This is a genomic window from Brevundimonas sp. TWP2-3-4b2 (assembly GCF_049897345.1).
In the GTDB taxonomy this organism is placed as follows: Bacteria; Pseudomonadota; Alphaproteobacteria; order Caulobacterales; family Caulobacteraceae; genus Brevundimonas.
This window is the reverse complement of the sequence record NZ_JAFCWB010000002.1, coordinates 33,668-58,509: the sequence shown is the minus strand read 5'-3', so window position 1 is coordinate 58,509 and position 24,842 is coordinate 33,668. Positions and strand designations below refer to the sequence as shown.

The window sequence follows — 24,842 nt, the reverse complement described above, 5'->3', positions numbered from 1 at the left end:
TTCCGGGAGGACAGTCCTCAAGCTTGCAATCATATTAGCATGAACTAATATTAGAACAAGCTTACATAAGGATGCTCCAGTGAAGAAGTCCTCGGCCCTGTTCGCCGCTCTCGCCATCGCCGTTCTGGCCAGCGGATTGTCGGCCTGCGGCGGAGAGCCCGAGGTCGCGGCGACCGCCCCCGCGCGCGGTGAACGATTCACGGTCGCGGAACAGACCATCGACGCCGTCAAGCCGGCGTCAGCCGTGGTCGCCTCACGCGATCTGGCCGAGGCGCGGGCGCGCATCCCCGGCACCCTCGTGCGGCTGAATGTGCGCGAGGGCGACGTGGTCCGGCAGGGACAGGTCATCGGTGTTGTCGTCGACGCCCGCGTGGGTATGGAGACCGCCGCCCTCGGGGCCCAGGTCGCGGCGGTCGAGGCCGAGGCGGTGCGGGCGAGAGCGGACCTGTCGCGCGTGCAGACCCTTTTCGATCGCGGCTTCTACGCCCAGGCCCGACTTGATCAGGCCCGGGCCGGGTCCCAGGCTGCCGACGCCCAGGTCCGGGCGGCGCGTGCCCAGCGCTCTGCCAGCGCCGAAACCGGCGCCCAGGGCAGTATCGTTGCCCCGGCCTCCGGCCGGGTTCTGACCGCCGACGTACCCGCGGGTTCGGTTGTCAGCGCCGGCCAGTCGGTCGCAACGATCACTGCGGGACCGCTGGTCCTGCGCCTCGAACTGCCCGAGGCCCAGGGTCGTAACCTGCGGGTCGGCCAGACCGTGATTGTCTCCGCCGGTGATCTACCGGGCGCGGGCGTGGCTACCATCGCCCAGGTCTATCCCGCGTCCACGGCCGGGCGGACCACCGCAGACATCTCGGTCACCGGCCTGACCAGCGACCGGGTGGGCCAGCGCGTTACGGTCCAGGTCCCCGTTGGCCAGCGGCGCGCGCTCGTCGTGCCGCGCCGGGTCGTCTCCACGCGCTACGGCATCGACTTTGTCCGCACCGTCGACCGCGCCGGTCGCGTCAGCGAGGCCCCGGTCCAGCTGGCGGGCCCGGCCGGCGAGGATCGTGTCGAGGTGCTGTCTGGCCTGGCCGCCGGTGATGTGGTTCTCGCCCCTGAATCTGCGAGCGGGGGGCGCGCCCGATGAACCTCGGCCTTTCCGGGCGGCTGACGCGCGCCACTCTCAATTCGCCCCTGACCCCCCTGATGCTGCTGGCGGCGATCGCCGTCGGCCTGATGGCCGTGCTGTCGATCCCCCGCGAGGAGGAGCCGCAGATCAGCGTGCCGATGGTCGATATCATGGTCGCGGCGCCCGGGCTGAGCGCCTCCGACGCTACGGAACTGGCGGCCAAGCCGCTGGAAGCGATCGTGCGCAGCATCGACGGCGTCGAGCACGTCTACACCCAGGTGCAGGATGACCAGGTCATGGTCACGGCCCGTTTCGTGGTCGGCTCGGACCCGGACGACGCGGCGGTTCGAGTCCATGAGAAGGTGCGCGCCAACTACGGTTCCATTCCTGTCGGGGTCTCGGAGCCGCAGATTGTCACGCGCGGCATCAATGATGTGCCCGCGGTCGTCCTGACGCTGACCCCGCGCGCCAACGCTGCCGCGCGCTGGAGCGATCAGGCCCTCTATGATGTCGCCGCCCGGCTGCGCACGGAGGTCGGGAAGGTCGACGACGTCGGCCTGACCTTCATCGTCGGCGGCCGACCGTCTGAAATCCGGGTCGAGCCCGACCCCGCCCGCATGGCCGCGCGCGGCGTGGCCCTGTCCACGGTGCTGGAGACCGTCGCCCAGGCCAACCGCAGCTTTCCTGCCGGCAGCTTCCGCGACCAGGGTCAGGCCGTGGCCCTGCGCTCGGGCGAGCGGCTGGCCACGCCCGACGACGCGTCCCTGCTGACCGTCCGTTCGATGGCCGGGGAGCCTGTTTACCTGCGCGACGTCGCGACCATCGTTCAGGCACCGCGTGAGGACCAGGCGCGCGCCGCCCACTATGCCCGCCACGGGGATGGATGGAGCCGGACACCCGCCGTCAGCCTGGCGATCGCCAAACGCCAGGGGGCCAATGCCGTGGTCGTCTCGCACGCGGTGATGCAGCGGGTCGAGGCTCTGAAAGGCACGCTGATCCCGGAAGGCCTGGATGTCGTGGTCACCCGCGACTATGGCGAGACCGCCAACGAAAAGGCCAATGAGCTGCTCATGCATCTTGGCCTGGCCACGCTCTCCATCGTCATCCTGATCGGCTTCGCCATCGGCTGGCGCGAGGCGGGCGTGACGGCTGTAGTGATCCCCACGACCATCCTGCTGACCCTCTTCGCGTCCAATCTGATGGGGTACACCATCAACCGTGTCAGCCTGTTCGCCCTGATCTTCTCGATCGGCATCCTGGTCGACGACGCGATCGTCATGATCGAGAACATCGCCCGCCACTGGGCCATGAATGACGGACGCAGCCGCGCCCAGGCCACCGTCGAGGCCGTGGCCGAGGTCGGCAATCCGACCGTGGTCGCGACCCTGACCGTGGTCGCCGCCCTGCTGCCCATGCTGTTCGTCTCGGGCCTGATGGGCCCCTATATGGCCCCGATCCCGGTCAACGCCTCGGCGGCCATGGTCTTCTCCTTCTTCGTCGCCGTCATCATCGCGCCCTGGCTGATGATCCGTCTGGCCCGCAAGACCCTGGACGGGGGAAAGGGTCACGAGCACGGCGAGGGCATGCTGGGTCGCCTGTATCGCAAGGTGGCGGCCCCGGTCATCCGCTCGCGCCGCAGTGCGTGGACCTTCCTGATCGTGGTCGGGCTCGCCACGCTGCTGTCCATGTCGATGTTCGGCTTCCGGGCGGTACCGGTGAAACTGCTGCCGTTCGACAACAAGTCCGAGCTGCAGGTCGTGCTGGACATGCCCGAGGGAACCAGCCTCGAGACCACTGAACGCACCCTCGCGGGAGCGGCGGCCGTGGCCGGCACCCTGGCCGAGGTGGAGTCGCTGGAGAGCTATGCCGGGACCGCCGCGCCGTTCAATTTCAACGGCCTGGTGCGTCATTACTTCCTGCGCGCCGGCGCGGAACAGGGTGATCTGGCGGTGATGCTGGCACCCAAAGGCGAGCGCGATCGCAGCAGCCACGCCATCGCCCTCGACCTGCGCCGTCGTCTCGCGGACCTGCCGCTGCCGGCGGGATCGTCGATCAAGGTCGTCGAAGCCCCGCCGGGGCCGCCGGTGCTGGCGACCCTGCTGGCCGAGGTCTACGGCCCCGATCCCGTGACCCGACGCGCCGTGGCCGCCGAGCTGGAAACCCTGTTCCGCGCACAGTCCTCGGTCGTCGATGTGGACAACAGCTACGGCGTTCGCCGGCCGGTCCTGCGCCTGATCCCCGACCGCGAGAAGATCGAGCGGTTCGGCCTGTCCGAGCGCGATGTGCATGAGTCCATTGCTGCCATCATGGGCGGCCAGATCCTCGGCTATGCCGCGCGCGACAATGAACGCACCCCGGTCGAGATCGCCGTTCGTCTGCCCCAGTCTGCGCGGACGTGGAATGAGCAGATGGCCGTCATGCCGGTCGCCATGACCACGATCGACGGCGGTCGGCGGCTGGTCGAGCTCGGTGAAGTGGTCGAGGCTCGCAACGAGTTGGCCAGCTGGCCCGTCTATCGCCGCGACGGCCGGGCTGCCGAAATGGTCACCGCCGAACTGGCGGGCCAGTTCGAGGCCCCGATCTACGGCATCCTCGCGATCGACTCCGCCATCAAGGCCCACGACTGGAAGGGTCTGCCGCGTCCCGAGGTCCGCCTCAACGGCCAGCCGACAGACGAAACCGTGCCCAGCGTGCTGTGGGACGGCGAATGGGAGATCACCTGGGTGACGTTCCGCGACATGGGGGCCGCCTTCGGCGTGGCCCTGCTGGGAATCTATGTTCTGGTCGTCGCCCAGTTCAAGGATTTCCGCATTCCGCTGGTGATCCTGACGCCCATCCCCCTGACACTGATCGGTATCGTCATCGGCCATATGCTGTTCGGCGCACCGTTCACCGCCACCTCCATGATCGGTTTCATCGCCCTGGCGGGGATCATCGTGCGAAACTCGATTCTGCTGGTCGACTTCATCCGCCATGCCCGAACGCCGGGACGACCGCTGCGGGAGGTCCTGCTCGAGGCCGGGGCTATCCGCTTCAAGCCGATCCTGCTCACGGCCCTCGCGGCCATGATCGGTGCGAGCGTGATCCTGTTCGATCCGATCTTCCAGGGCCTGGCCATCTCCCTGTTGTTCGGCCTGATCTCCTCGACCATTCTGACGGTGTTGGTGATCCCGGCGATCTATATCGCGTTGAAGGACGACGACCGGCCCGTGGCCGGTACCGGGCCCGCGGAGGCGAACACATGACCGATATCCTGCCCAGGCCGAACGCGGCCGCTCTGGTCGAGCTCGAGGCCAGTGCAGCGCCGGCGGCCCGGCTGATGCGGCTGTTCGCCAATGAACAGCGGCTGATGCTGATGTGCCGCCTCAGCGAGGGCGACTGCGCCGTCGGCGAGTTGGCTGCGTTCGTCGGCCTGTCGCAGTCGGCCTGTTCCCAGCACTTGGCGCGCCTGCGTGACGCCGGCGTCATCGCCCCGCGCCGCGACGCCCAGACCATTTACTACGGCATCGTCGATCCGGACGCGGCCCGGGTCATCAGCCTGCTCTGCGACATCTATCGCGACAAACCCAAGGACAAGACCTCATGACCTATTTTCATGCCCGCCTCATCGAGGGTGATTTCGACGCCGTCGTCGAGCGCACCCGCGCCGCCCTGCAGAAACACGGCTTCGGCGTCCTGACAGAAATCGACGTCCAGGCCACGTTGAAGGCGAAGATCGGGGAGGATTTCCGCCCCTACCGCATCCTCGGGGCCTGCAACCCCGTCATGGCCCATGAGGCCCTGCTGATGGAGCCCCACGTCGGCGTCATGCTTCCCTGCAACGTCGTCGTCCAACAGACCGAACGCGGCGTAGAGGTCTTCGCCGTCGATCCGGCCTCATCGATGAGCGCGATCGAAAACCCGGCCTTGCTGGGTCACGCGCGAACGGTGGGGAAATATCTGCGGTCGGCCGTTGACGAGGTCTGACTCCGGGACAAGGTGAGACGTCTCCGGGCTGACATCGCTGCAGGCGATCGAAGGCGGAGCAGCAGGGGAGGATCGCATGGTCACGCGGGCCGAAGGAAGCCGGATCAAGGCTGTTCAGGACGCATCCACACCCTCGCTTGGCCGCCCGATTGAACTCAAGATTCGTGAGATTGGTCAGTTGTTTCAGTCTCTGGATCCGCTGCCGTTCCGTGAGCGGGATCTGGACGCGGCGGTTGAGGAATATGTTGTCGCCGGGGCGCGCGAACAGGGAGGGACGAAACCAATCCACATCGTGGTCCACCTGCCCCCGGAGGAGGCGGAACGCGAGAATGCCGCGCATATCGCCGACGCGATGCGCAACTATTTCGACTATCGAGCCGCCGTTACGGGGTGGGAGCTGACGGAGCTGTTCAGGGTAGGCCGCGCCTCGCTCGCCATCGGGCTGGTGATGCTCGCCCTGTGCGTTGTTCTCGGGGCGGAGGTCAGCAGGCGGGCCGGAGAGGGCTATGTCGGCCGCTTTTTCGACGAGGGACTGATCATCCTTGGCTGGGTCGCCAATTGGCGACCGATCCAGATATTTCTGTACGACTGGTGGCCGCTGGTCCGTCGGCGCAGGCTTTACAAGCGATTGGCCCGGGCGGCCATCGACCTCAGGCCGGTGGGGGTCTGAGGCGGCCACCACCGCTTGGCTGATTCACCAATCCCCGTGGTCCGGTTTCGACCCCTGCGTTCAAGTCGCTTCCTCGCGGCGGGCCCAGTTGAAAGGCATCAAGAGGAGAGAACCCGTGGAATATGCAATCGGTGTCGGCCTCGCGGCTCTGGTGGGCCTGTTCCTTTGGGGTGTGGGCCTGGACAAAGACCGCGCGGCATACCCTGTGATCCTGATCGTGATCGCCATTCTCTACGAACTCTTCGCCGTCCTGGGTGGCTCAACCACAGCCTTGGTCTCAGAGCTGTTGCCGACGACGATCTTTATTGGTGTTTCTGTCCTGGGCTTTCGCACGAGCCTCTGGTGGGTGGTCGCCGGCCTCGTCGGTCACGGCGTCTACGACATCTTTCACCCCGCCCTCTTCACGAACCCGGGCGTGCCCGTGTGGTGGCCCATGTTCTGCATGGCCTACGACGTCGTGGCCGGGGTCTTTTTGGCCTGGCGGCTTATGCCAAGCGGCGGCGTGAAGGCCGGATTTGCCTGATCGACCTGAGCCGCAGGATGGTTCCAGCCTGCAGTGCCTGGCGTCTCGCCGTTCTTCCAAACAGGCTTCACAGCAGCTAAGCCTTGGCTATGGAGGTTCTGGCGCAAACGCGTGTCGTGCTCTGGCAAGGCGGGAGCCTCTGGCTCGTTGATGCTGCCCGGTTCGAACAGGGCGAAACGCGAAGCACCGGTTTCCACGCTCACCACGCGATTCAGGTGACGCTCGGTCTTGGCGGTCGTTTCCGCCTTGTCGGTGATGACGACGCCAGCCTAGCGCGAGATGCGGTGGTGGCGGCGGATGCCCTTCATCGGTTTGAGGCGGAGGGGCGCTTCGCACTTCTCTTCGTTGAACCGGAGAGCCGGCTGGGTCGAGCGGTGGCGGCCCGCCACATTGTGGGGTCGCTCACCGAGCTTGCACCGTCACCAATCCTTGCCGCCGAACTGGACGCATTCAGGACGTCCGACTGGCGGGCCCCGGACAGCGAGATTGTCGCGTGGGGACGGAGACTCACAGCCGTGCTTGCCGCCGATGAACGTGCCGAGATCCCCGATTACCGGATTCGCAAGGTCATCTCGTGGGCGAATGAGCGGCTGGATCGGACCCTGAGTCTGGCGGACGCCGTCCCTGTGGCCGGGCTCTCTTCGAGCCGATTGCGGCACCTGTTCGTCGAGCAGACCGGCTTGCCGTTCAAGACCTACCTGCTGTGGCTGAGGCTCAGCCGGGCCGTTGCCATTGTGGCGACGGGATCGCCGCTCACGGCGGCCGCGCACGAGGCCGGGTTCTCGGATTCCGCTCACCTGAGCCGCACGTTCAGGCGGATGTTCGGGATCGCGCCTACTGCCCTGCAGATGCTGACTTGATCCTTCGATCAAGCGAGAAGGCGGGGAAGCGCGGCCGTGAACAGTACGAGGAAGCCAGCAATTTCAGCGGTGATCTGGCAAGAAATGTAGATGCTGATGGCGCGGCAATGGACAACGCGCTGGCCAACCCGGTCAAAAAGAGGCCGGCGCAACTCACTTGGGCCAGCCGAACAGCGGTCATGATGAGCCAGGTGCTCCAGGTTGAAGCCAGAGCGGCCAGTTCGATGTTGTCCAAGGCTGCAAACATGAAGAAGGGCCGACCCTCAGGTCGGCCCTCAATCCGGCAGACCTAGTTCGGGGCGCAGTTCGCCTCGGTCGTGCAGCGGCAGGTGTCGCCGCACTGGCAGTCTGGACCGCAGGCGCAAACGCCCTCTGCGGCGCAGGACCCGCTGACGGCAGCCAGATCGGCGGCCGGAGCGATAGTTTGATCGGTGGCAGGCATCGAAGTCTTCTCAGTTCTGATTGACGATGGTCAGGTTCTATCGCCGGCTGCGGTCTGCCACTTGAACGCAAGGGCTGTTATCCAACGAGGGTCATCGGACGTTGTTTGTGGCCCGGGCGTCTGGATTTGCGAGCTCTGTGAGGGGCCAGCCGCCTCGAGCGGGTGAACAGCCACTTCGGCAGGTCTGAACGCTGTCATGATTCTGTCTTAGCCCGCCTGATACGGTGACGGATGCGCCGGGTCGCCCTGTCTCTGATTGTCTGCCTGGGTCTGGGCGTTACAGGCTGCGCAGGCGGGCCGCGTATGGCCTTTGACGTGCAGGCTCGCGACGAAGCAGCGCCCCTGGGACTGATCGGGACCGCTGGCCATCCTATCCGGGTATATCTGGATGCTCCGGACCGGGCCGCCCTGTTCCAGCAGGCCTTCCAAGACGGCATCCTTGTGGGCCCTGATGGCACCCACGATTTTATCGCCCTGTCGGGCGGTGTTCGAACGGAGCTTTCACCGCCGGCCTGATGAGGGGATGGACCGAGACCGGCACCCGCCCTGATTTTGAAGTGGTCACCGGCGTATCGACCGGCGCACTGGCGGCGCCTTTTGTCTTCCTCGGTTCGGACCATGACGACGAACTGGAGGAGGCCTACATCGGCGGTGCGGCCTCAAACCTGCTGCAGTCCCAAGGACTTGGCGCGCTGTTCGGATCAGGCATCTACAAGGGCGAACCGTTGCGGGCTCTTGTGGAGCGCTATGTAACTGCCGACCTGCTTCGCGGCGTTGCGGCCGAATACGCCAAGGGCCGGGTGCTTCTGATTGCGACCACCGACCTCGATGCCCAGCGCGGTGTAAGCCGGGACATGGGGGCGATCGCGTCCAAGGGCACGCCCGAGGCACTGGATTTGTTCCGGTCCGTGCTGATCGCCTCGGCGAGCATACCGGGGGCCTTCCCCCCGGTCCTGATCCGCGCCGCCAATGACGGCGTCCAGTTCGAGGAAATGCATGTGGACGGCGGCGTGACCACTCCGTTCCTTGCCGTGCCAGAGACTCTGTGGTCGTTCCGGGAGTCGACCGGAACGTTGGCGGATGCTCGCTTCTATATCGTCATCAACGGACGCACGTCGCCGACCTTCGCGATTACGCAAGATAGTCTGCGGGGTGTTTTGGGGCGCAGTGTTGATGCCATGCTGCGTGCTTCCCTGATGACCACGCTGGCCGGCAATCGCGCCTTCGCCCAGCGCAACGACATCTTCTTCCGCTATGCGGCTCTCCCGGACGACTCCGAGGCCTCGCCGCTGGACTTCAGCCCCGAGGCGATGCGGGCGGTCTATGAACTGGGCCGTCGTGGCGCGCGCGACGGCAGCGCCTGGCACTGACTCCGTCCAGTCCTCTGCGTCTCATCATTGTCGGAACGCGGACGCTTGGCCCAGAAGCTGCGACTTAACCTTCATCATGAACGGGTTCGCAGAAGGGTTTGAATCAACAGATTCCGGTCCAGATCAGCCAGACGGTAAAGATCAGGAACCCTATCATCGCCGCCAGACCGCTGTCGCGAACAGGATCAACGCGCATTCAATCCAGCGCGGAAGGTTGGGTGGTTTATGGCGCTGCCCCCGAAACCCAGGTTGCACCATGTCAACGGTCAGCGATGCGCCAGATCCGATGGCGTTGAATTAAACCTCTCTTGCCGGCAGGGCAGGCAACGCAAGGCCGGTTCGGCGATCGTCTTCCACCTCGCCAAGGGCGGCGGCCCGTTTGGCCTTCTATGTAGCGGAAAGGCTCGGTCGCCTGGGTCATGACAAGGACGCCAGGTGCCGCCCGGTCACCGCGATCGGCTTGGGCGGACACAGCCCGTGCGGAGTGAGGACAGTCAGCGTCTGGAAGTCAGGTCGGAGGACTTTCCGGGTCGGTCGGAGTGGGAAGGGGATCGGCCTCGTCCAGCAGGATTCGCTCGGCCGACCCGCTGATATCGTCATACTGCCCGGACCGCAGCGTCCATACGAACGCCGCCACCGCGATCAGCCCCAGCACGACCGAGAACGGAGCCAGCAGGAGGAGGATGTTCATCGGGAGCCCCTGAGCCTGAGCGCGTTCAATGTGACCACAAGCGACGAACCCGACATGGCGAGCGCAGCGACGAACGGGTTGACGAGGCCGATCATGGCGGCCGGTGCGGCGATGAGGTTGTAGAGCGCCGCAAAGCCGAAATTCTCCAGAGCGCGGCTCCGGGCGGCGCGCGCCACGTCGATCGCCTCGATGACACCCATCAGCCCCTCGTGCGTCAGGACCAGGTCCGCCGCGTTCTGGCTGGCTTCAATCGCTGACCCCGGAGCGATGCCGGCATGGGCGCGAGCGAGAGCCGGTGCGTCGTTCAGGCCATCGCCAACCATGAGCACCTTGCGACCCGCGGCGGTCAGGGTGTCGATCACCGCGGCTTTTTCCTCGGGCAGGAGACCGCCCCGCCAGGTCGAGACGCCGACCGACCCCGCCACCGCCTCGACGACCTTCGGCTGATCCCCGGAGAGAATTTCGACGGTCAGGCCCCGTGCGCGCAGAGCGGCGACCGTTTGGGCCGCGTCTGATCTCGGAGCGTCCGAGAAGCGCAGGCGAACCTTCGGCCCGTCGTCAAATCCGAACCACAGTTCCGTCTCACTGGAGCGCACCGTCGGCACGCCGACAAAGGCCGCGCGCCCGAGCCGGGCCCGACGTCGGTCGATCAGACCTTCGACGCCCAGACCGACCCGTTCGACCACCTCCGTCGCGGTCTCGCCCGGCCCGGCCGTGCGCGCCACCGCCTTCGCCATGGGATGGTTCGAGGCTCTTGCCAGAGGGGCCGCCAGCAGGATGACGGACATCGGGGTCTCGATGACGATCGGCCGCCCTTCGGTAAGGACGCCGGTCTTGTCGAAGACGACATGGTCGACCTCCGCCAGCCGCTCCAGTGCAGCCCCGGATTTGACCAGGACACCGCGACGGAACAGGCGGGAGGAGGCCACGATCTGAACGGCGGGGACGGCGAGGCCGAGGGCGCAGGGGATGATGGCAGAGTTCGACTTCATCGAAGAGGCTGAGCTGCGTCGGGCCGTAGATGCTGCGGTTGCCAGTGGTATCCTGGTGCGTGTTTGACAGGTTAATGCAACACCTCGGTGGTGCTGTCAGGCAAACGCCAGAAGGTTTCCGTCAAAGTCGGCCCAAGCCGCTGTCGGGGCTAGTGGTTCGTGAAGCCGATTTCGTTCAAACGCTACCGGTTTCCGGCGGACGCAATCCGTCACGCCGTGTGGCTGTACTTGCGGTTTAACCTCAGTTTCCGAGACGTCGAGGAGTTGCCGGCGCAGCGGGGGATTGAGGTCAGCTACGAAAAGATCCGGTGCTGGAGCATCAGGTTTGGGCCTCTGATCGCGCGGCGGCTGAAGACGCGGCGAGGGGCACCGACTCCCCGCTGGCATCCCGACGAGATGGTCTGCTCGATCGGCGGTAAGCGGATGGACCTGTGGCGCGCGGTTGATGAGGAAGGCGAGGTCATGGACCTTGTGGTCCGGCACCGGCGGGACCCAGAGGCGGCGCTGAGGTTGCTCGGACATCTGCTTCACAATCAGCCGGTCGAGCCGGAGCCGATCACGACCGACGGCCCCCTGTCCTACGGGGCACCGCTTGATCGGCAGGATCTGAGGCATCTGCACCAGGCGGCTGCGGCTGCCTGATTTCAGGCAGGGCAGGGCGGCTTTCGATTTGGCGCAATTGACCTGTCAGCACCCACCAGAACCCGAGACTGCGCCCGTCGTCGCAACAGTGCCTCAATTACAATCCTGCCGGGAACTCGTACCGGTCGATCAGGCGGCGCAAGGAACAGAAGCAGCGGATTGCATTGGGCGCGTTCAGCCCTACCATGGGTTTCGGAGGAGTCATTGAATCTACCGTCGCCAGCCGCCACCCGGCCCCAAGATTAAGTCGTAGCGTTTGTACAGTTCGCGTTCAGAACGAGCCGTGGTGCCGTGGTCGCTGGTGGCGCTTCTCTCCACGGCGCAGTTCCTGGCCAATGCCGACCGCAGCATGGCAGCCGTTGTGGCCACGGATCTGCGGAATCGCTTTGCGCTCTCGGATGCACAGATCGGATCGCTTCAGGGCGCTCCCTTTATTGTCGGCTATTTGCTCGCCCTGCTTTGCACGAGCTTACGGCCGTTTCCCTGGGCCCCCAACCGGTACATGGCGTTTTGCGTGGCGACCTGGACGCTGGGGGCTCTGGGGTTCGCGCTGAGTTCCGGCTTTGGCGAACTTCTTGCCTCACGCCTCGTCCTGGCCACAGGGCAGGCGGCCTTTCTCCCTGCGGCCGTGATCCTCCTGGACGGTGGTGGCCCGGAAAATCGCGCGCGCGCGCTCTCGATCTTCAGCGCCAGCTCGGCCATGGGGCGAAGTGGCGGTCTGCTGATTGGAGGACTGCTGCTGACCACCCTGACGGCTCTCGCCGCATCCCTCGCCATGGGCTCGCCCTGGCGTTGGACCGTCGCTGCGCTGCTGATACCCAATCTTGTGGTCGTCTGGCTTCTCCTCCGGCTGACGCCCGCAGCGCGATTCCCGACGCGCTCGAATGGACTCCCGGGCGTGTCGGCCCGGCTGGTTCGCGAGAACAGGCGCGCCATCGGCTGGATCGCCGCGGCGGCCGGGATCATCGCGATCGTGCAGTCGGTCGGGGCCTGGGCCCCGGCGATGCTGCATCGGCGCTACGGTCTGGAGACGGGCGTTTCTGCTGTCGTGGTGGGCGTCCTGACCCTGACGGCAGCGCCTTTGGGCCACCTGCTTGCTGGCCGATGGATCGCGAGACGGGGCCGGGGTCCGGATGTGGCTCTGTTGCTGGGAGGATCCGTGATTCTGGCGGCGGCGGCCGCATGCCTGGCAGCGGCCAGCAGCGTCTTCTCCCTGGTCCTGATCGGCCTGGGAATCCTGATCGCCACAAGCGGCTTCGGAGCCGCCGTGGCCCTGATCCATTTTCAGCGCCTCGTGGATCGTCCGGATCAACGAAGCGCCAACACGGTCTATTTCTTTGTCGTGACCTTGGTCGGAACCGCAGCGGGCCCGTATCTGACCGGCCTCGTCAGCGACCGCCTTGCACCGGATGGAAGCGGGCTTGCCGTTGCCATTGCGATCGTGACGGCGGCGGCGGCCCTCCTCGTCTGGACGGCCCTGTTCTTGACGAGGCGGGACGATCCCGCGGCCGGCGAAAACGGCCGCACAACCGGGATCAACCTATGATCGAGGGTTTCAGGTTCTCGAGCGACGCACGGCCGGAGGCTACGACCTTTCCGGATTATGTGGCGCTCTACAGCCATGGCGCGGACGTCACGCGCGGCCGGGGCCGGTTCGCCGCCGAGATTGATGCCTGGCGTTTCGACGGCGTCTTGTTGTTCGACCGGCGGGTGACCGGCGTCGTTCATTCCCGCGGTGTTCGATCCAGGACGGACGGGTTCGACCATATGGTGTTGCATCTGGTTCTGGGTGGCCGTGTGATCGGCAGCCCCGAGAGCGGGTTTGAACACGCCGTCGCCGGTGAAATTTATGTCGCCGACACCTGCCGGTCGTCGTCGACGGAGTTTGTCGAAGCGCATGTCATCACGGCCTCGGTCGATCGCGGTTTGATCGAAGCGGGCCTTGGCACGAGCGGTGGCTTGCATGGAAAAATACTCAGACCGCCCCACAACGGAATCCTGGCGGACTTCCTGGTTTCGCTGGCGCGACGCGCCAACGGACTGGCGGCCTCGGCTCTGCCACCCTTGTCGCGCGCCTTTGTGGATATCCTCGCTTCGGTTGATGGTTTCGGATCCCGGGCCAGTTCGGACAGTCGCCGGCAGGCCTTCGTCCGCCGCGAACTGGTCGAGCGCCACATCGCCAACCATCTCGGCGACCGGTCGCTGTCGGTGGAGACCATCAGTTCGGGTACGGGAATCTCGCGATCGACCTTGTATCGGCTGTTCGACAGACCGGGCGGAATAGCCCGGCTCATCCAGCGACGGCGCCTCGACACCTTGCGAACCGCGCTCGACGCGAAGGGGCAGGGGGGAGGCGGCCATGAACCGGTTGACGAGACACTCGCCGACCTGGTCGTGCGGCTGGGGTTCTCGGGAGAGGGGCAGGCCCGACGCGTCTTCCAGGAGGCGTTCGGACTGTCTCCAAAAGAATATCTGACGGCCGAGGCCGCCCTCGATCCGGTTGGCATTAAGGCCAGTCACCGCCGTTGGATCGGATGGATGACCGAAGTCAGCTAGACCCCAAATCGTTCCATGATTGGGACGTTCCGTCGATATCGGTGTTCTCAATAGACTGATAAGAAACGCGAATTGTGGTTTTGGTGGCCTGATGTCGCCGCTCCGGGGAATTCCAGTGATCAAGTTTGCAAAGCGTCGCAACGCGGCGATGATGACCAGCGCGTCCATGCTGGTGCTCGGTGCCTTGGCTCCTGCAGCCCACGCCCAGCAGACCGATGTCGGGGCACCCGGACAGGCGCTGACGGCGGGCACGATCTCCACGACCAGCGGCAACATTAACGATAACGGGCCGGACAACGGCGTGACCGTCTTCGGCGGCTCGACGCCCATAGTCGTTGTGACGGGTGCCGTGATCGACACCCGGGCGACGGTCGGCCGGGCCGCGCTCGATATTGGCGCAACGAGCGGTTCGACCGGCCCCATGACTGTCAGTTTTACGGGGGTCTCCACGCTTCAGGGCTCCGGATCAGCCCTGCAGGTCTTCAGCGGTAACCAGGCCTCGACCGTCAATACCGGCAGTGGGAGTAGCTTCTCGGCCGCGAACGGACCGGCGATCAACATCGGCACGCAGGCGGCGAACCTGACGGTGGTCAACGGCGCCAACACGATCACGAGCGCAAACGGGGTCGCTCTGGTCACGAGTACGCAGGGCGAGGGCGCGAGCCTCATCGTCAACTCAACCGGCGGCACCCTCAACGGTCTGTTTGGCGGCATTCAGGCCAATACCGGCGGCGGTTCGGTTGTGATCGGCGAAGGTGCCGGCGTCACGTCCGCGATGCGCGGCGGCGCCAATGGTATCGGCATCAACTCGAACACGAACGGTGCCGGAACCATCGAGATCCGCACCGGCTCGGGCGGCACGATCAACGGCGTCGGGACAGGGATCAACGCCAACTCAAACGGCGGAGGGGCTGTTACGGTCAATGTGGGCGGTGCGATCGGCCAGGCCACGGCTCCTGCCAGTGGCGTCCTTGCGCGCTCCGCAGGTGGAAATGTCACCGTCAACATCACCGCGGCACTGAACGCGACGTCGACGGGGGTAGCCGCGACCTCGAGCGGCAGCGGGTCGGTCACCGTGACGTCCGGGGCCGGCTCCTCCATCGTGGCGACGCAGCGGGCTGTCAGCGCGACCACCAATGGAACGGGCGCGATCGACATCAGCCTGGCTGGAACGACTACCGGGGGGGTCTATGCGATCAGCAGCGGCTCTGGCTCGACGACGATCAATACCGGAGCGGTCGTCAGCAGCGCCGGCTTCAGCGGCATAGACAGCCGCAACGTCGGGCTCGGCGCGGTCAGCATCGGTTCGGTCGGGCAACGGGTCGGCACAATCAGCGGCGGCACCAATGGTATCTTCGCGACAACAGGCGGCGACATTTCGATCCACGCCGGCCAGGTCACCGGCGGCACGCGCGGCATCGTTGCGTCAAACCAGACCAGCGGGGGGTCCTTCACGGTCAATGGTGCGGTGCTGGTTGACGTCACAGGTCTGGTGACTGCCAACAGCGGGGCCGGCGTGATTGCGAACAACAACGGTGCCCTGACCAGCAACACGACGACGGTGCGGGTGGCGAATGTGATCTCCGCCGGCGGCTCCGCGATCAGCACCTTCTCCAACGGCGGCGACACGACGATCACCACCGGCGCACTGACCGCCAATGCCGGCAACGGCACAGGCTGGACGGGGGCCTTCGGCCAATCCAATGCGGGTATCAATCTGACGGTTGGCGGGCCGATCAACGCCTCCTTCCGGGGCATAGACCTGGAAAGTGGTGCCACCGGTTCGGGGGGCGCACTGACCATCAATGCCGGCGGGGCGATCAACGGCTTCCAGGGCATCCGCGCCGTCACCACCGGCGGCGGAGCGATAAACATCGGTCAGACGACGCGCACCGGCACGATCACCACGACCAACGGGGCCGGGATATTCACCAGCGGCGGGGGTGACATCAACATCGCCACGGGCGCGGTAACCTCGGTCGGCGGTACGGCCGCTACAATCGTCAACAATTCGGCGACCGGCGTTACGGCCGACAGCGGCTTCGGCATCGCGGCCCTGTCGAGCGGCGGATCCATCAACATCAACGCCAACGGCTTGGTAACGGGCGGAGCGGCCGGCGGAATTCTCGCCCAGACCACGGCCACTGCAGGTGCCGTGACGATCAATTCGGCCGGTGTGACCGCATCCGCGGGTCGCAGCATAGGCGTCACGACGGTCGCCGGTCCCATCACCATCTCTGCCACCGGACCGATCCAGGCGTCGTCCTTTGGCATTCAGGCGGTCAGTGCCGGTGCCGGTGCGATCAATATCGTTGCAACCGGTCCGGTCAACAGTACGGCCGCCAACGGCATTGCGGCGACCAACACCGGCTCCGGGGCCGTGAATGTCGGAACGGAGTCCCTGCGGATCGGCGCGGTTTCAGCCACAGGTTCGACGGGCACCGGCATCACCGCTTTCGGAGCGGGAGACGTCTCCGTCTATGCGACTTCGGTCACCGGCGGCACGCGCGGGATCGTGGCGGCCAACCAGTATACGAACCCCAACGGCAGGGTGATCATCGATGCGACGGGCCCGGTTGTCGGCCTGAACAGCTGGGGGATCATCGGCATCAATAACGGCGCGCTGAACGCCAACAGCCTGTCGATCACGGCGGGGGACGTCACCGGGACGGGCCGGACCGCCATCAGCGCCCAGACCGTGGGCGGCGATATCAACCTCGTGACCAACGGTACGATCCTGTCGACTGCATCGCAGACCCTCTCGTCCAACAGTGCGATTTTCGCCGAGTCTCAAGGCGACGGCTTCATCAACATCCGGACGCTCGGTACGGTCACCGGCTATGACGGCATCTATGCGCTTTCGGGCGGCGGTGCGGGAAACATAGGCATCGTGTCAGCGGCGGCGGTCACGGGGACCAGCCAATACGGAATCTACGGCCGTTCCAACGGCGGCAACATCGTGATCGAAGCTCGGGGCCCTGTGTCGGGAGCCATCGGGGGCGTGGTCGGCACGGTCGCCGGCGCAGGTTCGGTCGGCATCCGGACGGCAAACGTGACCTCCAGCAACGGTCCGGCCGTGTTCGGTCAGAGTTCAACCGGAACGGTGACCATCAACACCGGTGCGGCGACCGCAGCAGGCGGTACCGCCGTGACCTACGGCACGATCCGCAATGTCGCAGACGCTTCGGCGACCAGCGGCTTCGGGATCCTGGGTTTGTCTGGTGGAAACAACGTCTCAATCACCGCCACGGGCCTGATCACGGGCGGAGCGGCGGGCGGGATCCTTGCGCAGAGCTCGGGGGCCGGCAGCATCACAATCAATACGGCCGAAGTCACCGCAGGCGCCGGCAGGGCGATCCAGGCGGATGCTTCGGGCGGCGCGATCATCATTAATGCCACCGGAGCGATCGCCGCCTTCGGCGTGGGGATCGAAACCACCAACAGCGGCGCAGGTTCGATCTCGGTCACCAGCACCGGGGGCATCGTCGCCGGCGCGGGTTCCAACGGCATCGACGCGGCCAACACCGGAACCGGAGCGACCTCTGTCGGCACGGTCGCCGCCCGGACCGGCGCGATCACGGCGGGGGCGACCGGTGTGTTCGCCACCAGCCAGGGCAATGTGAACGTCTTCGCCAGTTCGGTCACAAGCGGCACACGCGGCATCGTGGCGGCCAGCCAGGGCGCGGCTCCGAACGGCGTGGTTGTGGTCGATACAAGCGGCCCGATTACCGCGGCCTCCGGCTTCGGCATCGTCGGCGTGAACAACGGCAGTCTCGCCACCAACACCCTGTCGATCACCGCGACCGGCCCGATCGTCTCGACCGGGGGCTCGGGCATCAGCGCCCAGACAATTGGTGGCGATATCACCATCCGCTCCGGCGCGGTGACCACCAACACCGGTACAAACGGCACGTGGGACGGCATCTTCGCCGACGGTCGTGGCGACGCGCTCGTCAGTGTCGTGACCACGGGTGCCGTCAGCGGCACCTTCCGGGGCATCGACGTCTCCAGCACCGGCACGACCGCGCGCTCCGGCATCACGATCTCGGCGGGCGGCAGCGTCACCGGCGGCGTAAATCAGGCGGCTATCCTCGCTGTCATCAACGGACAAGGTACTGCCACCATCGGTACCGCGGCCGGAACCACGCTGAATGCCTTCGGCGGGACAGGCATCCGGGCGATGGTCAACACCGTCACGGGCTCCAACAACATCTCCATCAACAATCTGGCCGCCATTGGCGGAGCCGGTGCGAACCGCGTCGCCGTCGGCGTCGCGGCCTCGATCGCCTCGGCCACCAACAGTGGTTCGATCACGGTCAACTCGAGCGGCGGCGCGATCCAGGTCACCAGCGCCGGCATCCTGGCGTCTACGGCAGGGGCGGGAGCGATAAACATCGGCGGGACCGCCGGGATCGGCAGCGCCATTATCAGTCCGGTCGTGGGCATCAGCGGCTCCACGACCTCCGGCGCGCTCACGATCAATACGGCGGCAGCAGGCACGATCGCTCCCGGAGCGGCCGTCGGGATCCAGGCGCGCACGACAACCGGCTCCATCACCATCAACCAGGCCGGCTCGATCGGCACCACTGGTGCGGGGAATACCGTGGGTATCGGGATCGATGCCCGCATCGCCTCCGGTACTGCGGCTCTGAATATCAACTCGACCGGCGGCATCTTCGTCTCGGCCGGCACGGGGCTCCAGAGCGCGGGTATCTATGCATCGCATGGAGGGACCGGCTCGATCAGCGTCACCTCCACCGGCATCATCGATCCGGGTGCGTACGGTGTCGTCGTTCAGGGCGGCGGCGATGTTTCCTATGCGGCCAATGGCGGGCTCGTCGAAGGGGCTGTCGGTGCCTACATCGCTTCCACGGGCGGGGGAACGGTCACGGTCAGCTCGACCGCCGGCACGCCGATTACGGGTCTCAGCGGCGTCGGCATTGAGGCCGCCGGTTCTGGCGGTGCCGTCATGGTTCGCACGACGGGCGCAGTTACAGGCGCAACCTCGGGCATCCTCGCCTCAAACACCGGAACCGGTGCGACCACCGTTGCCGCGACCGGTGCCGTCGCAGGTCTGGCCGGCGACGGCATCAACGTCTCGGGCGGCGGGGGCGTGGCCACGATTACGGCTGCCGGTCCGGTAACGGGTAGCAACTCCGGCATCGTGGCGACCTCCACCGGTGCGGGATCGACCATCGTCACCAATACAGGCGCGGTGACCAGTTCAGCCGGTCCTGCCATCGCAGTGACCTCCGGTACGGGCGGCCTGTTGCTCAATGTGCGCGGCAATGTCATTTCGGCGACCGGCCCCGCGATTGTGGCCAACTCCGCCGCCGGCGGCACGATCAATGTCGCGGCCGGTGCGGTCGTCGCAGGTCGCGTGGACGGCCCGACAGGCGCAGTGATCGCCCTCAACACAGCTTCCGGCTCAAGCTCGACCATCAACATCGCCCAAGGCGCGTCTGTACAGACCGTCAGTGGTTCGCCGTTTACGACGGCGATCCGCGCCACCGGCGGCTCGGTTGTGGTCAACAACGCCGGTACCGTCTCAGGTCAGATCGACTTCTCGGCCCTCAGCGGGAGCAACACCGGACAGCTTGCCGGCGGCGCGGGCACGACGTTCCAGACTGGAGGCCTTTCTGTCTTTGGCGCAGGTAACGACACCTTCACGAACGCGGGACAGTTGGTCACCGTCGGTACGTCCACCACCTTCGACTTCCGAGGTGGAACGAACGTCTTCAACAACAACGGTCAGGTTGTCGTCGGCTCCAGCCCGGTCAGCGCGACGGGGTCAACCTTCCTGCTGGCCAGTCTGACGACCTTCAATAACGCCGGAACGCTGACCCTGATGAATGGCGTCCTCGGCGACTCCCTTTTGGCTCCGGGTTCGGTCTACGTCGGCTCCGGCACCGCGCAACTCGTGGTCGATATCGCTGTCGGGGCCCCTGGCAGCCGGTCCGACTTCCTGACCGTGGGCACCTCCTCCGGCCGCACCTCGGTGGTCGTTCGCGACACGTCGCCGACGGCCTTCGGGGCCTACAATCCGACGGGGACGGTCATCGTCAACGGCTTGACCCATGCGGGCGACTTCGTTCTCGATCGCAGTTCCAGCTTCTACAATGCCGCTCTCTTCGGCGGCGTTCTTGACAAGCCTGGCCTGTTCTTCAGTCAACTTGGCGTCAACGCGGCCGGGGCGACCGTCCTGGTCAGCCTGCCCAAGGTTGAGGCCTATCAGTTCTCGACCCTGACATCCCAGGCCCAGGCGGTCTGGTATGGATCGGCTCCACGCGCATCGCGTCAGGCCGAGGTGCGTGATCAACTGGCCTCGGGCGGCAGGGCGGGCGGTTTCTGGATCGATGTCCAGGGCACCCGCGAAAGCCGCGACATCGATCGCCAAGCCACCAGCCTCGCCGGGATCCAGGACTATGACGCGTCATACAGCCAGGACCTGACGTCGGCGACGATCGGCTTCGATGCCGTTCGCGAGGCCATGAACGGCAGCGTCGTCTTCGGCGGCTCGGTTGGCTATGTGGACGCAGCCACCGACTTCGATCAGCAGTCGAGCTCGGTGACCATGGATGGCCTTGCGGCCAGCGCCTATGCGACCTTCGTCCGTAGCGGCTGGTTTGTCGCGGCCACGATCGGGGCCAACCAGCTGAACGGCGAGATCAAGGCACCGCGTCTGACCGGCTTCACCAGCCAGGACACGGATATCACGTCGCTGGGCGGCACCGTCGAGGTGGGGTTCCGGGCCCCCTTCCTCATGGGTACGACCATCGAGCCCTCGGCCGCCGTCGCCTATGTCAACAGCTCGGTTGACGACTTCACCGCCGCCGGCTCGACCTTCCGCTTTGATGATGGCGAAAGCCTGCGTCCTTCTCTTGGCGCGCGGCTCTCCGGAGAGACCGGGGTACTTGGCCGGCACCTCGTGACCCGCTTTGCTGTCTCCGTTCGGGGTGTCGGCGAGGCCGTCTCCGGGAGCGACGTCGTCATCGCCAGCGCCGGACCCGATCTGGGTCTCCGCGACCCGTTTGAGAGCGGTTACGGCGAGGTCAAGGCGGGCCTCACCGGCGAGGGTGCCAATGGCTTCAGCGTCTTCGGCGATCTGACAGGCCGTTACAGCGACAAATATCGCGCTGTCGGCCTCTCAGTCGGAATCCGGCTACGTTACTGAACCTGGCTGCAGGGATGCCCCACGCCCTCTCGAGGCGTGGGGCTGGTGCGGTCAGTCCAACGCCAACTCGTCTCCGCCGGGCGGGCTGAGGGCAGGGGTCGCATCTCGAGGCGGCAAGCGTCTTCCAGTCGACGACGGCAGCCGATCCTCGGGCCTTGAAATCGTCTCGGCGGCTACGGCCGCCTCCCTCACCCCGCAATCCGTCCGGGCTGACAGGACCGCCCGGAGCGCGGGCGACCCCCGGATGCGGACGGTTAGCCGATGACCGCCGTGGTCTCGATCTCGACCCGCGCGGCATCCTCGATCAGCCCCCGGACCTCAATCACGGCCATGGCCGGATAGTGTGGCCCGACCATCTCGCGCCAGGCGGCTCCGATCTCGTGCAGGTCGGCCAGATATTCACGCTTGTCGACGACATACCAGGTCATGCGCACGATATGTTCGGGTCCCGCGCCGCCCTCCGCGAGAACGGCAAGGGTGTTCGCCAGCGTCTGTCGGACCTGGGCGACAAAGCCCTGTGGGAACTGCCCCGCCGTGTCCCAGCCGATCTGGCCCGCCACGAAGACCATACGGCCGTTGGCGGCGATTCCGTTCGAGTATCCCCGGGGGCGGGGCCAGCCTTCCGGCAGCAGGACCTGGTTCATACGGGGGGCTCCACAAACAGGGCGATGCGGGTGCGCACCTCGGCGGGCCAGGGTTCGGGCTTCAGGGACGCGCCGACGAAGACGATCGTCTGCCTGGCCTCGAGACGAAGCTGATCGCCGGCAAACATCTGATGGCGCAGGTCGCAGGAGGCCCCGCCAAGGCGGGTCACGGCAAGGGTGAAGTCCAGGTCGTCTTCCAGCCGCGACGGCGCGAGGAAGCGAGCTTCGATGGCGGCGGTCGGCACGCTGAGGTTACGCTCCAGGTGGAGCTCGCGAAACGACAGATCCAGAGGGCCGGCGAACCAGTCCTCGACCACGCCGTTCAGCATCTCGAAATAGCGCGGGAAGAACACGATGCCGGCTGCATCGCAATCGGCGAAACGCACGCGGCGTCTGGCCGTGAAAACCTCGCTGTTCATGATGGATCCTTCAGCCGGAAGCGCTGCAGCTTTCCGGTCTGTGTCCTGGGGAGGGCATCCACGAATTCGAGCGCCCGAGGATATTTGTAGGGGGCTATGACACCCTTCACAAAGGCCTGGAGCTCGAGGCGCAGGGCATCGGAGCGAGCGTGCCCTGCGTTAAGCACGACAAAGGCCTGGACGATCTGGCCGCGCTCGGTATCGGGCGCGCCGATGACCGCGGCCTCGGCGACGGCCTCGTGTCGCAACAGGGCGTGCTCAACCTCGGGCGCACCGATGTTGTAGCCCGACGATATGATCATGTCGTCGGACCGGGCCACGAACCAGAAATAGCCGTCCTCATCCAGCCGGTAGACGTCGCCGGTCAGGTTCCAGCCGTCCTGGACATAGGCGGCCTGACGCTCGTCATCGAGATAGCGGCAGCCGGTCGGGCCGCGGACGGCGAGGCGACCGATGCCGCCCGGAGGCAGAGGTCGGCCGGCGTCATCGATAATCCGGGCCTCATAGCCGGGGACCGCCTTGCCGGTTGAGCCGGGGCGGATGTCGTCTCCGCGGGCGGAAATGAAGACATGGATCATTTCCGTGGATCCGATGCCGTCGACGATGCGGATACCGGTCGCATCATGCCAGGCGTCGGACGTCGCGGCGGGCAGGGCCTCTCCCGCCGAGACACAGGTGCGCAGCGAGGACAGGTCGTGGTCGCCGGTCAGCTTCAGCAAGGCGCGATAGCCGGTCGGGGCGGTGCACAGGGCGGTCGCCCGGAAGCGGGCGACGGTTTCGGCCAGGGCGTCGAAGCCGGGGCGGTCGGCGAAGGCCGTCGCGGCACCGGCGGCGGCGGGAAAGACCACCAGACCGCCAAGCCCGAAGGTAAAGGCGATCGACGGCGTACCGACCATGATGTCATCCCTGGCCAGCCCGACGATATGGCGACCGAAGGTGTCCGCCATGGCGAGGATGTCGTGATGGAGATGGACGCAGCCCTTGGGCTTGCCCGTGGTGCCGGAGGTGAAGGCGATCAGGGCCGGATCCTCGGCTGCGGTGTCCACGGCGTCGAAGCGGAAGCCGGCGGGCAGGGACTGGGCGGCTCTCTGGAGGGCGGCCGAGTCCATCACCTGCGACAGCGACGGAGCCGCGTCCCGGGCCTCGGTCACGGCGTCTGCGAGGGTTGTGTAGACCAGGGCATGGCTGATCCGGGCCTTGTCGATGACAACGGCCAGTTCGGCGGCGCGGAGCATGGGCATGGTGGCGACGACCACGCCACCGGCCTTCAGGATCGCGAACCACGCCATAACGGTCCAGGAGGCGTTCGGACCATGCAGCAGCACGCGGTTGCCGGGGATCAGCCCCATGTCCTCGACCAGAACGCGCGCCATCCGGTCCGAGATCGCATCGACCCTGCCCCATGAAAACTCATGATCGGCATCGATCAGGGCGCGGCCGTCAGGACCCGCGGCTGCAATCGCGCGGCGCAACAGTTCAACGCCGGCGTTCAGACGCTCGGGGTACTGAAGCTCGGGCAGGCTGAAGATTCGCTCCGGCTGAAGGGCCGGCGGCGGCAGGTGCTCGAGGACGAAGCGGTCGAGATGGGCGCTGGCGATCATCAACGCCCCCCGGTGCGGCTCGACAACACCTGACGCGCGATGACGATTTTCTGGACCTCGGATGCACCCTCGTAGATGCGCAGGGCGCGGATCTCGCGGTACAGACGTTCGACCGGGCTTCCGGAGACGACGCCGAGGCCGCCGAACAGCTGGACCGCCTGGTCGATCACCGACTGGGCCTCGTCGGTGGCGTAGAGCTTCGCCATCGCCGCCTCGCGTGTGACGCGGGGTGCGCCCTGATCCTTCAGCCAGGCGGCGCGGTAGATCAGCAGGGCCGAGGCGTCGATCTTCAGAGCCATGTCGGCCAGTGCCGCCTGGACCAGTTGCATGTCGCTCATGGGGGCCCCGAACAGGATGCGGGTCGTGGCCCGGCCGGCGGCCTCGTCGAAGGCCCGGCGCGAGAAGCCGAGGGCCGCCGCAGCGACGGTCGAGCGGAACACATCCAGCGTGGCCATGGCGATGCGGAAGCCCTGTCCGGGCTCGCCCAGCAGCCGATCGCCGGTGATACGGCAGTCGGTGAACCGGATCGTCGCCAGGGGATGGGCGGCCATCAGGGGGATGCGATCGACCACATCGAACCCGGGCGTGCCTGCGTCGACGACGAAGGCGCTCAGACCTTTGGCCCCGGGTCCCTCGCCGGTGCGGGCGAAGACGGTATAGCGGTCGGCGAGACCGCCGTTGGAGATAAAGGTCTTGGTGCCGTCCAGCACCCAGCCGTCACCCTCGCGTCGGGCCGTTGTCGACAGGGCGGCGACGTCGGAGCCGGCCTCGGGCTCTGACAGGGCGAAGGCGGCGATCGTCTCGCCCGACGCTACGCCGGGCAGCCAGCGCGCTCTCTGCGCGTCGCTGCCGAACAGGCTGATCGGTCCCGAGCCCAGTCCCTGCATGGCAAAGACGAAGTCGGCCAGACCGGAGCGCCGGGACAGGGTTTCGCGCGTCAGGCACAGGGTCCGCACGTCCAGTCTGCCGTCTGCGTCGGGCACGGCGTTTTTCAGCCAGCCGCCGTCGGCCAGGGCCTTCAGGATGACGCGGCAGTCCCCGTCCAGGTCGTGATCCCCGTGTCGGTGCAGGGCGTCGCCATGGACGTCTGCCCAGGCCTCGATGTCGGCGGCGAAGGCGCGGTGGCGGTCGTCAAGGAAGGGCCAGTCCAGGAAGGTGGTGTCGCGAAAGGTCTGGACGGCCAT

General features: G+C 66.4%; 21 protein-coding genes. 14 read left to right on the top strand and 7 right to left on the bottom strand.

Translation table 11 applies throughout. From position 1 onward, the window contains the following. Window positions 1-79: 79 nt before the first annotated feature. The 8 genes from ACP7AS_RS03925 (at window position 80) to ACP7AS_RS03890 (ending at window position 7,420) form a co-directional block, all read left to right on the top strand. A complete protein-coding gene (locus tag ACP7AS_RS03925; protein WP_426027556.1) occupies window positions 80-1,126 on the top strand; it encodes an efflux RND transporter periplasmic adaptor subunit in 1,047 nt (348 codons plus the stop codon). Next, on the top strand, window positions 1,123-4,353 hold the full coding sequence (locus ACP7AS_RS03920; RefSeq protein WP_426027555.1) for an efflux RND transporter permease subunit: 3,231 nt from the start codon (window positions 1,123-1,125) through the stop codon (window positions 4,351-4,353). The genes ACP7AS_RS03925 and ACP7AS_RS03920 overlap by 4 nt, the downstream gene beginning before the upstream one ends. Next, entirely contained in the window at window positions 4,350-4,694 is a 345-nt protein-coding gene (locus tag ACP7AS_RS03915; protein ID WP_426027554.1) for an ArsR/SmtB family transcription factor, read from the top strand. Before ACP7AS_RS03920 ends, ACP7AS_RS03915 begins: the two co-directional genes overlap by 4 nt. Then, entirely contained in the window at window positions 4,691-5,074 is a 384-nt protein-coding gene (locus ACP7AS_RS03910) for a DUF302 domain-containing protein (RefSeq protein WP_426027553.1), read from the top strand. The genes ACP7AS_RS03915 and ACP7AS_RS03910 overlap by 4 nt, the downstream gene beginning before the upstream one ends. 76 nt (window positions 5,075-5,150) lie before the next feature. Next, window positions 5,151-5,744, top strand: a complete 594-nt coding sequence (locus tag ACP7AS_RS03905; RefSeq protein WP_426027552.1) for a hypothetical protein — start codon at window positions 5,151-5,153, stop codon at window positions 5,742-5,744. Between the two features lie 115 nt (window positions 5,745-5,859). Further along, a complete protein-coding gene (locus ACP7AS_RS03900) occupies window positions 5,860-6,267 on the top strand; it encodes a hypothetical protein (protein WP_426027551.1) in 408 nt (135 codons plus the stop codon). Between the two features lie 89 nt (window positions 6,268-6,356). After that, window positions 6,357-7,127, top strand: a complete 771-nt coding sequence (locus ACP7AS_RS03895) for a helix-turn-helix transcriptional regulator (protein WP_426027550.1) — start codon at window positions 6,357-6,359, stop codon at window positions 7,125-7,127. Beyond that, complete coding sequence (locus tag ACP7AS_RS03890) at window positions 7,124-7,420, top strand: hypothetical protein (protein ID WP_426027549.1); 297 nt, start codon at window positions 7,124-7,126, stop codon at window positions 7,418-7,420. The genes ACP7AS_RS03895 and ACP7AS_RS03890 overlap by 4 nt, the downstream gene beginning before the upstream one ends. Here the strand turns inward: ACP7AS_RS03890 and ACP7AS_RS03885 are convergent. Further along, window positions 7,417-7,569 carry a hypothetical protein gene (locus tag ACP7AS_RS03885; protein ID WP_426027548.1) on the bottom strand — a complete coding sequence of 51 codons (153 nt, stop codon included), beginning with the start codon at window positions 7,567-7,569 and terminating at the stop codon, window positions 7,417-7,419. The two genes, ACP7AS_RS03890 and ACP7AS_RS03885, sit on opposite strands and share 4 nt — an antisense overlap. Window positions 7,570-7,872: 303 nt before the next feature. On the opposite strand from ACP7AS_RS03885, the gene ACP7AS_RS03880 reads away from it, so the two are divergent. Next, complete coding sequence (locus ACP7AS_RS03880; protein ID WP_426027547.1) at window positions 7,873-8,085, top strand: hypothetical protein; 213 nt, start codon at window positions 7,873-7,875, stop codon at window positions 8,083-8,085. Further along, window positions 8,085-8,939 carry a patatin-like phospholipase family protein gene (locus tag ACP7AS_RS03875; protein WP_426027546.1) on the top strand — a complete coding sequence of 285 codons (855 nt, stop codon included), beginning with the start codon at window positions 8,085-8,087 and terminating at the stop codon, window positions 8,937-8,939. Before ACP7AS_RS03880 ends, ACP7AS_RS03875 begins: the two co-directional genes overlap by 1 nt. Before the next feature lie 508 nt (window positions 8,940-9,447). Here ACP7AS_RS03875 and ccoS read toward each other — a convergent pair. Further along, window positions 9,448-9,630, bottom strand: coding sequence for a cbb3-type cytochrome oxidase assembly protein CcoS (gene ccoS / locus ACP7AS_RS03870; protein WP_426027545.1), 183 nt, complete (start codon window positions 9,628-9,630; stop codon window positions 9,448-9,450). After that, window positions 9,627-10,622 (bottom strand): HAD-IC family P-type ATPase, encoded by a 996-nt coding sequence (locus ACP7AS_RS03865; RefSeq protein ID WP_426027544.1) that lies wholly within the window; start codon window positions 10,620-10,622, stop codon window positions 9,627-9,629. The genes ccoS and ACP7AS_RS03865 overlap by 4 nt, the downstream gene beginning before the upstream one ends. Before the next feature lie 159 nt (window positions 10,623-10,781). Here ACP7AS_RS03865 and ACP7AS_RS03860 point away from each other — a divergent pair, with 159 nt between their 5' ends. The 4 genes from ACP7AS_RS03860 to ACP7AS_RS03845 all read left to right on the top strand — a co-directional run bounded on the left by ACP7AS_RS03860 (window position 10,782) and on the right by ACP7AS_RS03845 (window position 20,994). Next, window positions 10,782-11,264, top strand: a complete 483-nt coding sequence (locus ACP7AS_RS03860) for an IS6 family transposase (protein ID WP_426027543.1) — start codon at window positions 10,782-10,784, stop codon at window positions 11,262-11,264. Between the two features lie 283 nt (window positions 11,265-11,547). Then, window positions 11,548-12,810 carry an MFS transporter gene (locus ACP7AS_RS03855; RefSeq protein ID WP_426027542.1) on the top strand — a complete coding sequence of 421 codons (1,263 nt, stop codon included), beginning with the start codon at window positions 11,548-11,550 and terminating at the stop codon, window positions 12,808-12,810. Window positions 12,811-12,959: 149 nt separating this feature from the next. Beyond that, window positions 12,960-13,820: a hypothetical protein gene (locus ACP7AS_RS03850; RefSeq protein WP_426027541.1), complete on the top strand. Its 861-nt coding sequence runs from the start codon at window positions 12,960-12,962 to the stop codon at window positions 13,818-13,820. A 115-nt stretch (window positions 13,821-13,935) separates the two neighbouring features. Further along, complete coding sequence (locus tag ACP7AS_RS03845; protein ID WP_426027540.1) at window positions 13,936-20,994, top strand: hypothetical protein; 7,059 nt, start codon at window positions 13,936-13,938, stop codon at window positions 20,992-20,994. Between the two features lie 254 nt (window positions 20,995-21,248). On the opposite strand, the gene ACP7AS_RS03840 is transcribed toward ACP7AS_RS03845, so the two are convergent. The 4 genes from ACP7AS_RS03840 to ACP7AS_RS03825 are packed head-to-tail and all read right to left on the bottom strand — an operon-like array spanning window position 21,249 to window position 24,842. Further along, the gene (locus ACP7AS_RS03840) at window positions 21,249-21,638 is read right to left on the bottom strand and encodes a RidA family protein (protein ID WP_426027539.1); all 390 of its coding nucleotides are present in this window, start codon (window positions 21,636-21,638) and stop codon (window positions 21,249-21,251) included. Further along, the gene (locus tag ACP7AS_RS03835) at window positions 21,635-22,057 is read right to left on the bottom strand and encodes an acyl-CoA thioesterase (protein ID WP_426027538.1); all 423 of its coding nucleotides are present in this window, start codon (window positions 22,055-22,057) and stop codon (window positions 21,635-21,637) included. Before ACP7AS_RS03835 ends, ACP7AS_RS03840 begins: the two co-directional genes overlap by 4 nt. Next, window positions 22,054-23,658, bottom strand: coding sequence for an AMP-binding protein (locus ACP7AS_RS03830; RefSeq protein WP_426027537.1), 1,605 nt, complete (start codon window positions 23,656-23,658; stop codon window positions 22,054-22,056). The genes ACP7AS_RS03835 and ACP7AS_RS03830 overlap by 4 nt, the downstream gene beginning before the upstream one ends. Further along, window positions 23,658-24,842 (bottom strand): acyl-CoA dehydrogenase family protein, encoded by a 1,185-nt coding sequence (locus ACP7AS_RS03825; protein ID WP_426027536.1) that lies wholly within the window; start codon window positions 24,840-24,842, stop codon window positions 23,658-23,660. Before ACP7AS_RS03825 ends, ACP7AS_RS03830 begins: the two co-directional genes overlap by 1 nt.

What these genes read in the sequence shown, in the direction of transcription:
- ACP7AS_RS03915 (WP_426027554.1), top strand. Translation starts at nt 4,350, where the DNA reads ATGACCGATATCCTGCCCAGGCCGAACGCGGCCGCTCTGGTCGAGCTC.
- ccoS (WP_426027545.1), bottom strand. Translation starts at nt 9,630, where the DNA reads ATGAACATCCTCCTCCTGCTGGCTCCGTTCTCGGTCGTGCTGGGGCTG.
- ACP7AS_RS03910 (WP_426027553.1), top strand. Translation starts at nt 4,691, where the DNA reads ATGACCTATTTTCATGCCCGCCTCATCGAGGGTGATTTCGACGCCGTC.
- ACP7AS_RS03895 (WP_426027550.1), top strand. Translation starts at nt 6,357, where the DNA reads ATGGAGGTTCTGGCGCAAACGCGTGTCGTGCTCTGGCAAGGCGGGAGC.
- ACP7AS_RS03920 (WP_426027555.1), top strand. Translation starts at nt 1,123, where the DNA reads ATGAACCTCGGCCTTTCCGGGCGGCTGACGCGCGCCACTCTCAATTCG.
- ACP7AS_RS03835 (WP_426027538.1), bottom strand. Translation starts at nt 22,057, where the DNA reads ATGAACAGCGAGGTTTTCACGGCCAGACGCCGCGTGCGTTTCGCCGAT.
- ACP7AS_RS03865 (WP_426027544.1), bottom strand. Translation starts at nt 10,622, where the DNA reads ATGAAGTCGAACTCTGCCATCATCCCCTGCGCCCTCGGCCTCGCCGTC.
- ACP7AS_RS03905 (WP_426027552.1), top strand. Translation starts at nt 5,151, where the DNA reads ATGGTCACGCGGGCCGAAGGAAGCCGGATCAAGGCTGTTCAGGACGCA.
- ACP7AS_RS03830 (WP_426027537.1), bottom strand. Translation starts at nt 23,658, where the DNA reads ATGATCGCCAGCGCCCATCTCGACCGCTTCGTCCTCGAGCACCTGCCG.
- ACP7AS_RS03885 (WP_426027548.1), bottom strand. Translation starts at nt 7,569, where the DNA reads ATGCCTGCCACCGATCAAACTATCGCTCCGGCCGCCGATCTGGCTGCC.
- ACP7AS_RS03880 (WP_426027547.1), top strand. Translation starts at nt 7,873, where the DNA reads ATGGCCTTTGACGTGCAGGCTCGCGACGAAGCAGCGCCCCTGGGACTG.
- ACP7AS_RS03840 (WP_426027539.1), bottom strand. Translation starts at nt 21,638, where the DNA reads ATGAACCAGGTCCTGCTGCCGGAAGGCTGGCCCCGCCCCCGGGGATAC.
- ACP7AS_RS03825 (WP_426027536.1), bottom strand. Translation starts at nt 24,842, where the DNA reads ATGGCCGTCCAGACCTTTCGCGACACCACCTTCCTGGACTGGCCCTTC.
- ACP7AS_RS03875 (WP_426027546.1), top strand. Translation starts at nt 8,085, where the DNA reads ATGAGGGGATGGACCGAGACCGGCACCCGCCCTGATTTTGAAGTGGTC.